Annotated in this window: 14 protein-coding genes; 2 read left to right on the top strand and 12 right to left on the bottom strand. The window is 34.4% G+C overall.

Annotated features, from left to right (window positions below; genetic code table 11):
- Positions 1 to 183 precede the first annotated feature (183 nt).
- Complete coding sequence (locus KO515_RS09305) at positions 184 to 339, top strand: hypothetical protein (RefSeq protein ID WP_215936098.1); 156 nt, start codon at positions 184 to 186, stop codon at positions 337 to 339.
- 75 nt (positions 340 to 414) lie between these two features.
- On the opposite strand, the gene acs is transcribed toward KO515_RS09305, so the two are convergent.
- The 12 genes from acs to KO515_RS09365 all read right to left on the bottom strand — a co-directional run bounded on the left by acs (position 415) and on the right by KO515_RS09365 (position 13978).
- Positions 415 to 2322, bottom strand: coding sequence for an acetate--CoA ligase (acs, locus tag KO515_RS09310; RefSeq protein WP_215936099.1), 1908 nt, complete (start codon positions 2320 to 2322; stop codon positions 415 to 417).
- Positions 2323 to 2429: 107 nt separating this feature from the next.
- Positions 2430 to 4325, bottom strand: coding sequence for an AMP-binding protein (locus KO515_RS09315; RefSeq protein WP_215936100.1), 1896 nt, complete (start codon positions 4323 to 4325; stop codon positions 2430 to 2432).
- The gene (locus KO515_RS09320) at positions 4322 to 4546 is read right to left on the bottom strand and encodes a hypothetical protein (RefSeq protein WP_215936101.1); all 225 of its coding nucleotides are present in this window, start codon (positions 4544 to 4546) and stop codon (positions 4322 to 4324) included. Before KO515_RS09320 ends, KO515_RS09315 begins: the two co-directional genes overlap by 4 nt.
- Before the next feature lie 72 nt (positions 4547 to 4618).
- Positions 4619 to 4981, bottom strand: coding sequence for a response regulator transcription factor (locus KO515_RS09325; RefSeq protein WP_215936120.1), 363 nt, complete (start codon positions 4979 to 4981; stop codon positions 4619 to 4621).
- A 19-nt stretch (positions 4982 to 5000) separates the two neighbouring features.
- Positions 5001 to 7688 carry an ATP-binding protein gene (locus tag KO515_RS09330; RefSeq protein ID WP_215936102.1) on the bottom strand — a complete coding sequence of 896 codons (2688 nt, stop codon included), beginning with the start codon at positions 7686 to 7688 and terminating at the stop codon, positions 5001 to 5003.
- The gene (locus KO515_RS09335; RefSeq protein WP_215936103.1) at positions 7681 to 7875 is read right to left on the bottom strand and encodes a hypothetical protein; all 195 of its coding nucleotides are present in this window, start codon (positions 7873 to 7875) and stop codon (positions 7681 to 7683) included. The genes KO515_RS09330 and KO515_RS09335 overlap by 8 nt, the downstream gene beginning before the upstream one ends.
- Before the next feature lie 134 nt (positions 7876 to 8009).
- Positions 8010 to 9776: a sodium:solute symporter family protein gene (locus KO515_RS09340; RefSeq protein ID WP_215936104.1), complete on the bottom strand. Its 1767-nt coding sequence runs from the start codon at positions 9774 to 9776 to the stop codon at positions 8010 to 8012.
- Between the two features lie 34 nt (positions 9777 to 9810).
- A complete protein-coding gene (locus KO515_RS09345; RefSeq protein ID WP_178985054.1) occupies positions 9811 to 10071 on the bottom strand; it encodes a DUF4212 domain-containing protein in 261 nt (86 codons plus the stop codon).
- Positions 10072 to 10081: 10 nt separating this feature from the next.
- A complete protein-coding gene (locus tag KO515_RS09350) occupies positions 10082 to 11329 on the bottom strand; it encodes a hypothetical protein (protein WP_215936105.1) in 1248 nt (415 codons plus the stop codon).
- Positions 11330 to 11438: 109 nt separating this feature from the next.
- Complete coding sequence (locus KO515_RS09355; protein WP_215936106.1) at positions 11439 to 11858, bottom strand: IS1/IS1595 family N-terminal zinc-binding domain-containing protein; 420 nt, start codon at positions 11856 to 11858, stop codon at positions 11439 to 11441.
- A gap of 189 nt (positions 11859 to 12047) precedes the next feature.
- The gene (locus tag KO515_RS09360) at positions 12048 to 12410 is read right to left on the bottom strand and encodes a DUF779 domain-containing protein (RefSeq protein WP_215936107.1); all 363 of its coding nucleotides are present in this window, start codon (positions 12408 to 12410) and stop codon (positions 12048 to 12050) included.
- 68 nt (positions 12411 to 12478) lie between these two features.
- The gene (locus KO515_RS09365; protein WP_215936108.1) at positions 12479 to 13978 is read right to left on the bottom strand and encodes an aldehyde dehydrogenase family protein; all 1500 of its coding nucleotides are present in this window, start codon (positions 13976 to 13978) and stop codon (positions 12479 to 12481) included.
- 172 nt (positions 13979 to 14150) lie between these two features.
- On the opposite strand from KO515_RS09365, the gene KO515_RS09370 reads away from it, so the two are divergent.
- On the top strand, positions 14151 to 15065 hold the full coding sequence (locus tag KO515_RS09370; RefSeq protein WP_215936109.1) for an AraC family transcriptional regulator: 915 nt from the start codon (positions 14151 to 14153) through the stop codon (positions 15063 to 15065).
- The last annotated feature ends 27 nt before the right edge of the window (positions 15066 to 15092 follow it).

Here is a 15092-nt window from a genome sequence, read left to right on the forward strand (position 1 = left end):
GTAAGGGTTCCGTATCCACAATAACACCATCCATATCAAATAACACTGCTTTAAGCATATTTCTTTAATTTGAAGCGAAGATAAAAAAGTTAATGGTATTGGTAAATCTTAGACCCAAACATTACGATTAAGTTTATATTAAATTATGCTTAATTTTACCGTTGGATATTTATCTCTCAAAAAATGGCAAAAAAAGGAAAAGAAAAAAACACAAATAACAAAGCCAAGCACACGAAACTTATTTCTCAAAAAAAGAATAAGATTAAATCCAAAGATGTCGAACGAAAAGCACGCTTAAAGGCTATTGTTGAAAAAGCGAAAGCGGCTAAATCTGAATAATTAGTTGGTATTCTATCAAAAAAAATCCAAAACTCAATTAGAGTTTCGGATTTTTAAACTTGCAATTTAAATGTGTTATTTCACATTATCAATAATATGCTGTACCACTTCAGGATTAAAGAGTGTACTTGTATCCCCAAGTTGATCCGTTTCATTACATGCAATTTTTCTCAAAATTCTACGCATAATTTTACCAGATCTTGTTTTAGGTAAGGCATCCGTAAACTGAATTTTATTCAACTTGGCAATAGGGCCAATTTGTTCTGTAATTAACTGGTTAATCTCTTTTCTAAGGTTATCATGATTTCTGCTTTCACCAGTTTCTTTCAACGACACATATCCATAAAGTGCGTTTCCTTTTACATCATGTGGATACCCAACAATAGCACTTTCAGCAACTGCTGGATGTTCGTTAATGGCATCTTCAATTGGTGCTGTTCCTAAATTGTGACCAGAAACTATAATCACGTCATCTACTCTACCTGTGATTCTATAGTACCCAACTTCATCACGTAAAGCACCATCACCTGTAAAATACTTATTATCATAAGCAGAGAAATAGGTGTCTTTATAACGTTGATGATCTCCCCAAATAGTCCGCGCCATACTTGGCCAAGGATATTTTATACACAAACGACCATCTACTTGGTTCCCTTTAATTTCTGCGCCGTGTTCATCCATAAGTGCGGGTTGAATACCAATAAACGGTAATGTGGCATAGGTTGGTTTTGTCGGTGTTGCAAATGCAATTGGAGTAATCATTATACCACCTGTTTCGGTTTGCCACCAGGTATCTACAATTGGAGATTTCTTCTTTCCAACGTTATCATCATACCAGTGCCAAGCTTCCTCATTAATCGGCTCGCCTACGGTTCCGAGAACTTTTAAAGATGACAAATCGTGCTTTTCCAAGTGCTCAATTCCTTCTTTTGCCAAAGCTCTAATAGCTGTTGGTGCGGTATAAAATTGATTGACTTTATGCTTAGCTACAATTTCCCAAAAGCGTCCAAAATCTGGATAACTTGGTACACCTTCAAACAATACCGTTGTGGCACCATTACATAAGGGACCGTAAACAATGTAACTATGACCTGTAATCCAGCCGATATCTGCTGTACACCAATACACATCTTTCTCTCTGTATTGGAACACGTTTTTAAACGTATACGCTGTATAAACCATATAACCGGCAGTGGTATGCACCATGCCTTTAGGTTTTCCTGTTGAACCTGACGTATACAAGATAAATAAGGGATCTTCAGCCTTCATTATTTCTGGCTCACAACGCTTATCTGCATCATCCAACAAAGGTTGTAACCAATGGTCGCGTCCTTCTTTCATATTAATTTCTGAATGAATGCGCTTTACAACTAATACCGACGAAATCGTTGGACAATCCTCTAAAGCTTCATCTACAATACCTTTTAAGTCTATCGTTTTTGAGCCACGATAAGATCCATCACTTGTAATAACCACTTTACATTCTGAATCATTTATTCTTGTGGATAATGCAGTGGAAGAAAATCCTGCAAACACCACAGAGTGGATTGCACCAATACGCGCACATGCTAACGTTGCAATGGCTAACTCAGGAATCATAGGTAGATAAATACACACTCTATCTCCTTTCTGAATGCCTTGACTTTTTAGAACATTGGCAAATTTACAAACACGTTTATGCAATTGCTTATAAGTAATATGTTCTGCTTCCTCTGAAGGATCGTTGGGTTCAAAAATGATTGCGGTTTTATTACCTCTCGTATATAAGTGTCTATCGATGCAGTTTTCTGTAATATTTAGTTCGGCACCTTCAAACCATTTTATTTCTGGTTTTGAAAAATCCCAACTTAAAACGTTATCCCATTTTTTTCGCCACATGAAATGTTCTTCAGCGATTTCTTCCCAAAATACCTCTGGATTTCTCACCGATTTACGATACACTTGATAATATTCCTCTAGATGTTTTATGTGATAATTACTCATGTTTTTGTTTATTTTATTATTTTTTGACGCTCCTAAGGCACATTATATTACTCAAAAGGAAACGCGTTTAGTTGTTTTTCTATTTTTAAAGATATTAAATTTAAGGCTTACCTATGAATCCCTATTTTATGAATTTTATATACGGATTTAATTTCGTCTACAATAGCCACATCATCAATGGTTGACGGTATATTAAATTCAAGATTGTCAGCAATATTTCGTAATAGTTTCCGTAATGTCTTACCACTTCTTGTTTTAGGTAAACGCTCTACGACAAGGACCTCTCTAAATGACGCTACAGCACCAATTTCTCGCCTGACGTCTTTGACTATTTCATTTTGAGTTTGCGCTGCATCATAAACTTTGTCCGTTTTTAAAACCACTAAACCTAAAGGTTTTTGTCCTTTTAAATCACAGTGCACACCAAAAACAGCACATTCTGCAACTGCGTTATGTGAGGATACAATTTCTTCCATCTCAGCCGTAGACAATCGATGACCAGCCACATTGATAATATCATCAACACGACCTGTTATAAAAACATAACCGTCTTCATCCTTGTAGCCACCATCTCCAGAAAAATAATAATCAGGAAAACGATTTAAGTAGCCTAACTTAAAACGTTCTGGATTCCCCCATAAATTACTCAAGGTTCCTGGTGGTAATGGTAATTTTACAGCGACGTATCCCTCTACACCAGGCTCTACAACCTCACCTTCTTCATTTAAAATTTGAATATCATAACCACAAACAGGCAAACCTGCTGAGCCTTCTTTTATAGGTTGGATAGCAACACCAACCATATTCGCTAGCATTGGCCAACCACTTTCAGTTTGCCACCAATGATCAATAACAGGAATATATAATTGTTCTTCTGCCCAATTTAAGGTTGCCACATCACAACGCTCTCCTGCTAAAAATAAATATTTTAAACACGATAAATCATATGGTTTCAACAAACGCCCTAAGGGATCTTCTTTTTTAATTGCCCTGATCGCTGTAGGAGCTGTAAACATTGCCTTAACATTGTTTTCGTTTATAACACGCCAAAATGTTGAAGCATCTGGTGTTTTAATCGGTTTTCCTTCAAAAACAATAGTTGTATTTCTATTTAATAAAGGGCCATAAGCTATAAAACTATGACCTACCACCCAACCTACATCACTAGCAGCCCAAAAGGTTTCTCCTTCATCAACACCATAAATATATTTCATAGAAAATTTTAGTGCTGTGGCATAACCTCCCGTATCTCTAATAATACCTTTAGGGGTTCCTGTTGTTCCCGAGGTATATAAGACGTAAGAAGGATGTGTTGAAGCAACAGCAACAGCTTCAATTGAAGGTGATTTTTCAACTAAAGTTTTGTAATCTACATCATAGTCTTTTTTAGGAATTTCTACACCAAGTCCTCTATCAAAAACAATGACGTGTTTAGGTTTGTTGACTGACTTTACAATGGCGTCATCTACAAACGGTTTATACGGAATAATACGCTCAATTTCTACTCCATTAGATGCGGTGATAATCGCTTTAGGCTTACAATCATCAATACGAATGGCCAACTCATGAGGAGCAAATCCACCAAAAACAACCGAATGAATTACCCCTAATCTCGCACAAGCCAACATGGAAAAAATAGCCTGAGGAATCATAGGCATATAAATAATACACGTATCTCCTTTTGTTAGTCCTAAATCTTGTAATCCACCAGCTAGTTTTGAAACTTCATGGTGTAATTGATTAAAGGTAATTTGCTGTTTGGCATGGGTTACAGGTGAGTCATAAACCAAAGCGGTTTGTTCCCCAAAACCATCATTAATATGTTTATCAATACACAAATAACTAAGATTCAGTTCACCATCTTCAAACCATTGGTTATAATCATATTGATCTTTTGACACAATGGTTTTAGGGAATTTAAACCAATCAATATGTCTGGCTTGGTTTTCCCAGAATTGTTCTGGATGTTGAACACTTTCTTTATAGAATTCTTGGTATTTCATGGCTTTACTTTTTTAGAATTAAGCAAGCCAAACCAATTTGGATTAAGCACTTTAAGTTTTATTAATACCCAAATAATTACCACGAAACAAACTCCCATAACGATAGAAAGCATAGGCGTAACATTGGTAATATTTTCGTATTTAAATCTTAAGAAAAGCGTAGCTATCACATAGATACTTATGAGAATATCTGACGCTAATGGGTTAATGCGAAATTTCATGTCATTAAATTTTAATTAAACTTAGTTTGTTTGCACACAGAACCAATTTAAATAAGACTTAATAGACTATTTCTAAGTGATAAGTTCCAATATTTCTGAAACTATTTTTTTAACTGAAAAAGGTTTGGTTAAATATTTATCCGCTCCTAGTTTTAAACCCTTTTCAATATCAGAAACTTTATTTTTTGCTGTTAAAAACACCACTTTAATGTGTTTTAAACTTTCAGACGCTTTAATTAATGAAAGGGTCTGGTAACCATCTACATTTGGCATCATTATATCTAACAAAATTACGTCAGGTATGTGATGTTTTAATAGTTCTAAAGCCTCACTTCCATCTCTTGCTATAAACACTTCAAAACCTTGTTTTTTGAAGGTATATTCTAACGACATTACAATATTTGGTTCATCGTCAACAATTAAAATCTTCTTCATCATACTTTAGGGTATCAATTTACTTAAAAGGGATTGTAAAAACAAGTGTTGCACCGTTTTTTATATCTTTTTTGGCCCAAATTTTTCCTTTATGCTTTTCTACAATTTGTCGTGTAATAGCTAAACCTAAACCACTACCCTCTGGTTTTCTAGTATTTTGGTCTTGAGATTGATAAAATTTATCGAAAATATAGTGAAAATCCTCATCTAAAATCCCTTTACCGTTATCTGCTACTGAGATTTCTAAGCAATCATTTCCTAATTTATAATCAACTATAATTTTACCTGTTTTTGATGAACAAAATTTAATTGCATTAGACAATAAATTGGTGAGTACTTGAAGAATACGGTCTTCATCATAACTAAGCATAAACGAATGTACATTATTGTTTACCACCTCAACCTCTTTTTTCGCTGCAATCTGCGAAATACTAGCTATCGCTTTAACTATTGTTTTTTGAATATCCTGATGCTTTAAATCCAACTGCAAACCTCCTGTTTCTAATTTTTCAAAATCTAGGATATTATGTATTAAACGTCCTAATCGGTCTGAATCTTGTAATATGTTTTTTAAAAATTGCGCTTTAATTTCTTTAGGCATGTCATCATCATGCATAATTACTTCTGTGGCTGCTCGTATCCCTGTGATTGGCGTTTTTAACTCGTGCGCTACTGTATCTAAAAATTCATCCTTTTGTCGGTCTTTACTCATGAGCTCTTCATTGGCCTCTTTTAATTTGGAGGTTAACTGAGACAACTCATTAGACTTTTCTAGCAACATCTTATTACTCACAATATTTTCTTTGGATTCTTCTAAAATCTTTAAGACTTCAACCAAACTAATCTGTTCCTCTTTTACTACGCTTGCAATTAGTATTTTTGCAGAAGCTGAACCGATGCTTCCTGTTAATAACCTTTCAGAAAAATTTATTAAACGCGCATCTGCTAACTGTGTATCTTTTGATAATTTATACTTAGTAAAAAATATATTTAAAGCGCGAGTCGCTCGTTTTTCACCTAAAAACCTCGCTAATACATTTTTAATATCTGAGACATAAGCTTCACCTTTCCATACCAAAGCACTATCCTGAAGTTTGTTAAAGTTTTTACTATCTACAAACATTTCTGCATAATTTCGTTCTCTATAATTTCCTTTGGAAGTCAACGAAAATGTGAGGTAACAGAATAAATTAAATGTCATGCTCCAGAAAAATGCATGTGCTGGTGGACTTAAAAAATCAATTCCGAATAAGGCATAAGGTTTTAAAGCTTCAATACCCATTAAGCCATACTGACGAAAATCATCAGTTCCTAAATACGATTCTAAAGTAAACGGCAAAACTAAAGTGTAAATGGCAATACAAAATCCTACAATCATACCAATTATAGCACCTTTGGAAGAGCCACGGTTCCAGTATAAGCCTATAAAAAATGAAGGAGCCAACTGCGCTATAATCACAAATGAAATTAAACCAATAGCATATAAAGACAGTGCTTTTGAAAACAATATGTAAAAGAAATAGGCTGTAATAATGATGATAAAAATAGAAACCCGCCGAATGGCTTTAATATATTTTGAATTACGATCCGGTTGATTTTTAATGAATTTATCTAAAAAACCATATGGAATCACCAAGTTGTTACTCACCATAGTAGACAATGCTAAAGTAGATACTACCACCATAGAAATCATCGCTGAAAAACCACCCAAAAACACAAGTGTTGCCAAAAAGGTATGTCCATGTTCTATGGGAAGTAACAATGTATAATATTCTGCATTTGCTGAACTACCAAACGTGAGTTTTCCTGCCCATGCAATAAAGATCACAAACATATTAAACAAGAATAAATACAACGGAAACAACCAAATGGCTTTCTTTAAATGCTTTTCTCTATTATTCTCCAAAACGGCCACTTGAAATTGCCGTGGTAATAAAAATACTACCATAAAGGATAAAGCAATCATAAAGAACCAATTAAAACCATCTTCTACTTGCCCGAATGATGTAAGAGCTTTAAAGTTATCAGTAACAGAAATGTTCTCATAAATGTCTGAAGTTCCATTAAACAAGAAAAATGTAATATAGATTCCAATAACTAAAAAGAACACTAATTTTAGTATAGATTCTAACGCCACAGTAGCGACAATACCTTTATGTTTTTCTGAGGCATCGGTATTTTGGGTTCCAAAAAAAGCGGCAAATATAGCTAACAATAAAGCAATGTAAAATGTAGAATCATCAATAACTGTAGTAGAAATATAACTGTTTTCATCAGATAAAATGGCGAAGGTTTCAGAGACTGCTTTTAGCTGTAACGAAATATAAGGCAAGGTTCCAAATAAACAAATGATGGTTACCAAAGCTCCTAAAAATCGATTATTTCCGTAGCGTAATGAAATAAAATCGGCAATAGAAGAAATTTTATGATGCTTTGAAATTCTTATAATTTTCCGAAGTAGTACTATCCATAAAGGTGCCGCGATTACAGGACCTAAATAAATTGGTAAAAAGTCAATTCCGGAATTAGCCGCGATACCGACACTCCCATAATAGGTCCAAGCTGAGCAATACACTGCTAAAGACAAGGTATAAACATAAGGGTTATTAACCCATTTACTTTGTCGCTTTTGTTCCGCAAGAAAAGCGATGTAAAATAACACAGCCAAATAAATGATGATTATGATGACTATAGTATAACTATTCATAATGGCGTTTTAGAACAATATAAGACACAATTATAGACAACAACCAAAACGTAAATATGGAAAAATACAAGGTTGGTATCCCATAGATGACACCATCCAAATTAAAAATAAGGATAAAAGGCACATTAAAGATTAAAACCAAAGCTATGGATAAAACTATGAGCTTTTGTTCGTGACGTTTTTTCATGAATTGTTGAGTTTTAGCAGCAATAACAAAGCGCCTACTAATATAAGAAATCAGTACTACAAAAAACTGTAATACTGATTTTCAAACTAATTGAACTTAATTAAAAATTATAAAATTACATGAACAAAATTATTTTAATGATCTTGGGCTTCACCAGCACCAGAAGGAATTCTAATACTTTCAACCATATCTTGAACCTCTTGCGGTGGAGCCAATGATACTCTTGAAATCACAATGGAAATCACAAAATTTACACACATGGCTATTGTTCCGAAACCTTCAGGTGATGTTCCAAACCACCAGTCTTCACTCGTTCCTCCACCGAACATATCGAGTTTAAAGCGCATCATGTAGTATAACATTAAACTCATACCAACGATCATTCCAGCAATCGCACCTTCTTTATTCATGCGCTTATCAAATATGCCTAAGATAATAGCGGGAAAAAAGGAGGCGGCAGCGAGCCCAAAGGCGAGCGCGACGACTGCGGCGACAAATCCTGGTGGATTAACTCCGAAATAACCAGCGATTACAATCGCTACAAAAATTGAAATTCTTGCGGCTAATAATTCCCCTTTATCAGAAATATTTGGTCGCAGTTGTTTTTTAATTAAATCGTGAGAAACAGAAGTGGAAATCACTAATAATAATCCTGCTGCGGTTGATAATGCTGCGGCTAGTCCACCTGCTGCGACCAAACCTATTACCCAATTCGGTAAATTTGCAATTTCAGGATTTGCTAATACCATGATATCTCTATCTACGTATAACTCATTAACTTCATCACTATTATTAGTTACAATTCGTTCACCATGCTCACCTCTGGCATCCTCATAAATTGGTTTGCTACCAGACAAAGAGTTTCCTGCAACATATTGAATTTTACCATCTCCATTTTTATCAGACCAAGCAATTAATCCTGTGTTTTCCCAGTTTTTAAACCATACCGGAATTTCATCATAACGTTGATTGCTTACCGTTTCAATTAAATTTGTTCTTGAAAACACCGCAATAGCTGGTGCTGTTGTATATAAAATAGCAATTAAGAATAAAGCATAGCCTGCAGATTTACGTGCATCTTTTACTTTAGGGACTGTAAAAAAGCGAACTATAACATGAGGCAAACCTGCCGTACCTGCCATTAATGCTAACGTAATTGCAAACACATCCCAAGTACTTTTGGTGCCACTTGTGTATTCATTAAAACCTAACTCGGTATGTAATGTGTCTAATTTATCTAATAGAAACACTCCACCTTCAACTTTACCACCCATTCCTAATTGCGGAATAATATTTCCCGTCATTTGAAATGAGATAAAGAATGCTGGTACCATAAAAGCAAAAATCAAGACACAATATTGTGCTACTTGGGTATATGTAATACCTTTCATACCACCCAATAAGGCAAATACTAAAACTACAGTCATGCCTATAAGCACACCTATAGTAATATCCACTTGTAAGAATTGAGAAAAGACAATTCCAACTCCGCGCATTTGACCTGCTACATATGTAAATGAAACAATTAAGGCACAAAGTACTGCTACCGTTCTCGCGGTATTTGAATAATAACGATCACCAATAAAATCGGGAACGGTAAACTTACCGAACTTTCTCAAATAAGGAGCTAACAGTAACGCTAACAACACATAACCGCCTGTCCAACCCATAAGATAAACCGAACCATCATAACCTGCAAAGGAAATAATACCGGCCATACTTATAAAGGAGGCGGCACTCATCCAATCGGCAGCTGTTGCCATACCATTTGCTAATGGAGACACTCCTCCACCGGCCACATAAAATTCTTTTGTTGAGCCTGCTCTTGCCCAAATTGCGATTCCAAAATATAAGGCAAAAGTAATCCCTACTAATAACCATGTCCAAAATTGTACACTCATAATTTTTTGTTTTTTTATTTAGTTTAGCTAAGGATTACTCGTCGTAACCGTATTTTTTATCGAGTTTATTCATTAATCTGACGTAAACAAAAATCAGTATCACAAATACATATATAGAGCCTTGTTGGGCAAACCAAAAGCCGAGCTTAAATCCTCCGAGCTTAAATTGGTTGAGTTCTTCCCTAAATAGAATGCCGCATCCAAAGGATACTACAAACCATATTGCGAGCAGTATAAATAAATACTTCACATTTTCTTTCCAATACGCTGATGCGTTTTTCTGATTGTCATTCATAGTTTCTAGTTTATAGGTAAATCATTGCTTGCAGTGTAATAGTGTTTGAATCTATAGCACCAAAACTTTGATTTGTGTATTCTAAGGTTAATTTTGAATTGTGTCCGCTCATATAAGCATTGATGCCGACTCCTAGTGTCGACCTATTATCATCTACAGCATCATAAGAATGTATGCCATAACTGACATACGGTTGAAATCTTGTTTTTAATTTATCGCCATTTAAAACATATCCAACATGATAATATAACATGCTACCTGTTCCGTAAGCACTGTAGAGATAATTTTTCCCATAATTACTATTTTGATACATGGCATAAGCTGTCAACGCGCTTCCATTTTCTCCGAGTGGTGCATCATAAAAAGCATCTGCAGCAAAAATGGCCACATCCTCCCCTTCAATATTTGGATTAATTGCTGTGCCAGTATCGATTACAGAACCTTTTGGATGCATGAAGAAACCTGCTCCAATATTGAATACTTTTTTCTCACCTAAATAAGTCCCAACCTTATAAGGCAGAAAGTTAGACTCTTGATCTAGAAAGTGATAATCAAAATAACCAGCATAAGTTTTCCCTGCTGCTTTAGAACCTAAACTAGAACGGCCATTATAAACCGCATCTCCACCTGCAACAGCGGCACGAGCATCTAGTGATGACACAGACGCATCATTAATAGCCACACGGTATTGTAACTTATTGAATTTCCCTTTTAGAAATACTCCCAAATGCCTAGCGAATTGATCAGATAAACCAATAGTTGCCCAAGCTTGACGATTGTTATCTAAGGTCATTAAATTAAGTGTGCTTTGATTGTTTAGTCTAGAAATTCCATTAAAATAATGTAAACCACCTCCTACGGTATGATCTTTCCCTAAACTATATTGTGCCCATACATCATGAAAGAAGAGTTGAGAACCATCTCCTTTTCCTGTTGGACTTAAATTAGCACTAGTTAAACTGTTTAATCCAAAATGCGTAAGAATTAAGAAGTCCTTATTAATTTGGGCAAACATTAAAATCCTAGCACGTCTTAAATTGAAGTTTAATTGACTGTTTTCATTTCCATTACTGTCAAAGGTGTCATCTGCGGTATAATTAGCTTGAACTTGAGCCCAAGAAATTAACCGCAGATACTTTGTACCTTCTTCATTGAATTTGAATTTTAAACCACCCGTGTAATCTGGAGAACCTTGAGCAATCGTAAACTGAAAGACCATTATAAACAGTCCTATGGATAGTAATTTTTGATTTTTCATGGTTAAAAAAGATGAGTTAGTACTTAAAATTGATTCTGTGTGCACCACTAAGCTCTAAAAAACATCTCTTCTAACACTTTTTTATATATCTATTTGTTAATTTAATATACTAATCTTTAAATCGCTCCCATTTAATGAGCATAAATTTATCACCTAACTCAGTCACTACCACACCTGCGCCTTTTAAATTATCGGTATCTAAAAAATACTTACCCAGTTCATTAGCATTTAAAATTTTGTACGTAGGATGATAATTAGAGTTATAAGGACGCTTAATATTGTATTTCTTCACCCAATTCATGACACTCACGTGAGAAATACCAAGAATCCGTTCAATTTCTCTGTAAGTTAATCCTTCTAAATAAAGTTGCAGTGATTTATTTACGTAGTAGTCGTCTATCTTCTTCCCTATCTTATTAACGGTAAAATAATAGTTGCATTTTTTGCAGCGATACCGTTGTCTTTTATTGACAATTCCACTCTTAACATACTGATCGCTACCGCAATTTGGACATAAATCTATAGTCATGTATATTTATTTAGCATAAATATATCAAATTAGCAATAAAAATCACATTGAATCGTTAAAAAATTTAGATTTTAATAAAATCTAAACTAAAAATATATCATATTCATTATTATACCGTACAAAATTATGAAAACACAAAAAAGCCTATACGCAAAGCATATAGGCTATATCAGGTATCTGAATTAAGAATTATTCGACTTTCATATTAAAGAAAGCCTCCTCTTCCTTAGTTAATAATCGGGAATGAATTAGGAATCGAAGCCCTAAAGGAATTTCTAATGAAAAACTCGCTCCACGACCTTCAGTAATATCTACAGTTAAGTGTGTATGCTTCCAGTATTCAAATTGGTCTTGGTTCATATAAAAATGAACCCCTTCCACTTCTCCTAAAAAGATATCACTTTCATCCAAATACATATCATCTTTTTCAAAAATCATTGGTGCAGAACCATCACAACAACCACCACTTTGATGAAAAATTAATTCACCATGTTTCGTTTTAAGTTGTTTCACTATCTCTGCTGCTTTATCTGTAATTTCTACGCGTTTCATAAAATATGGTATAAAAAAAGGCTGAATTAAAATTACTAATTCAGCCTTAATTAGCTATTAATAAAATCCTAAAAGAATCCTAATTTATTCTTATCGTATGAGATCAACATATTTTTAGTCTGTCTGTAATGACTCATCATCATAAGATGGTTCTCTCTTCCAAATCCAGATTTTTTATAGCCACCAAATGGTGCGTGTGCTGGGTAAGCATGATAACAATTTACCCAAACACGACCCGCTTTTATAGCTCTTGGTATTTGATATAATTGGTGTGCATCTCGCGTCCAAACTCCAGCACCTAATCCATAAAGTGTATCATTTGCGATTTCTATAGCTTCAGCTTCGTCCTTAAATTTAGTCACGCATACCACAGGTCCAAAAATCTCCTCTTGAAAAACACGCATTTTATTATGACCTTCTAAAATAGTTGGTTTAATATAATAGCCGCCAGCCAAATCGCCATCTAATTTATTAGCTTCACCACCTGTTAAGACTTTAGCACCTTCTTCTTTACCAATTTTAAAATAAGATTGTATTTTTTCATATTGGTCATTAGAAGCCTGAGCTCCAACCATTGAATTAACATCATAAGGACTAGTTTGAACAATAGCCTCGGTTCTTGCAACCACACGCTCCATAAAAGCATCGTAAATATCTTCTTGCACCAAAATTCTTGAAGGACATGTACAGACTTCACCTTGATTGAATGCAAATAAAACGGCTCCTTCAATCGCTTTATCTAAAAATGCATCGTCTTCATCCATAACGCTATTAAAGAATACATTTGGCGATTTTCCACCCAATTCCATAGTGACAGGATTTAGATTCTTAGAAGCATATTGCATAATTAATTGTCCGGTTGTCGTTTCTCCAGTAAATGCAACCTTATCAACTTTAGAGCTTGATGCTAAAGGTTTACCTGCTTCTGGACCAAAACCATGTACAATATTTAGTACACCTGGAGGAAACACATCTGCAATTTTTTCCATTAGCAATGTGGCTGAAGACGGAGTTTGTTCTGCAGGCTTTAAAACCACACAATTACCTGTCGCCAAAGCTGGTGGTAATTTCCAAGACAACATTAACAACGGAAAGTTCCAAGGGATAATTTGGCCAATCACACCCAATGGTTCTTTAATATTCATGGATAACGTGTTCTGGTCTAATTCCGTTGCACTACCTTCTTCAGATCTGATACAAGCCGCAAAATAGCGCCAATGATCTACAGATAATGGGATATCTGCATTTAAGGTCTCACGAATAGGTTTACCATTATCACAGGTTTCTACAATTGCAAATTCCTCTAAATTTTCTTCTATAATATCCGCTACTTTATTTAAGAGCGCCGCGCGTTCTGCTGCCGATGTATTTCCCCAAGCTTCTTTTGCTGCGTTTGCTGCATCAACGGCATTTTCAATATCTTCTTTTTGTGATCTTGGATATTTTGCAATTAATGTTCCATCTACAGGAGATGTGTTTTCAAAATAATCTCCACCTACTGGCGGCACAAATTTTCCGTTGATAAAATTGAAATACTTCTCCTTAAATTCTGGTTTAGAATAACTCATACCTTATTATATTTATTTATTAGTTTATAATATTATAGCCAAAAAAACTGACTATTTAATAATTTTGATAAAGTTATTTTATCATATTCTAAATAAATTGAACATATTTATTATACCTTTGAACATATCTCTTATTAACAAATTTTAAGACTATTTTTTTGTAATATTGAATATGAGCAACTTATTATCGCAACATAAAAGCCATAGAAAACTAACGACGTTAGTAGAAAACAGAACGACTTATAGTGCGGAATATGCTGAACTTAATATCTACGAAACTCATGCGATTGCCGAGAAAGTGTCATTGATTTTTGACTTTCCTATCATTGCAAGTATGCTAACTGGAAAAAAAGTAATGCATTTAGAAGGTTTTGATGCTTTTGACTTTTTTCCTGGTGAATCTGTTGTTATGCCAACACATAAAGAAATGGTCATTGATTTTCCAGTGGCTACAAAACATCAACCAACGCAATGCCTTGCTTTGGGTATTGATGCCTTTAAAATTGAAGAAGTTGTTGGGAAATTTAATCATAATGTAGCCATTGAAAATGAAAACAACAATTGGAATTTAGATACTACGACATCACATCTCATTAATAATACAGACGTAAATCATCTTATTAAGCGCTTAACCTACACGTTTACGAATACAAATTCTTCTAAGGATGTACTTTTAGATTTAATGATTCAAGAATTAATTGTACGACTGCTTCAAACCAAAGCGAAGTCTCTCATAATGAATGATACGCATATTTTTACAGATACTAGAATTGGTACCGTTATTAAATTCATTAAAGACAACTTAACCAATAAAGATATTACCGTAGACCAATTAGCAAAGAAAGCGTATATGAGTACGTCTCATTTTCATAAACAGTTTAAGAATACCTTAGGGATTTCACCTATTGATTACATCAATTCCGAAAAAATTAAGTTTTCAAAACAACTGATTAAAACCTCTAAAAATTTAAGAATGTCTGAAATCGCTTTCAAATCTGGATTTAACAACACCAGCTATTTCAACAGACAATTTAAGAAAATGGAGATGATGACACCTCAGCAATTTAAAGCTTCCATTAGTAATTAGGAAATCTATTTTTTTTACGCACTTTTA

The sequence above is a fragment of the Winogradskyella psychrotolerans genome, assembly GCF_018860545.1.
GTDB lineage: Bacteria > Bacteroidota > Bacteroidia > Flavobacteriales > Flavobacteriaceae > Winogradskyella > Winogradskyella psychrotolerans_A.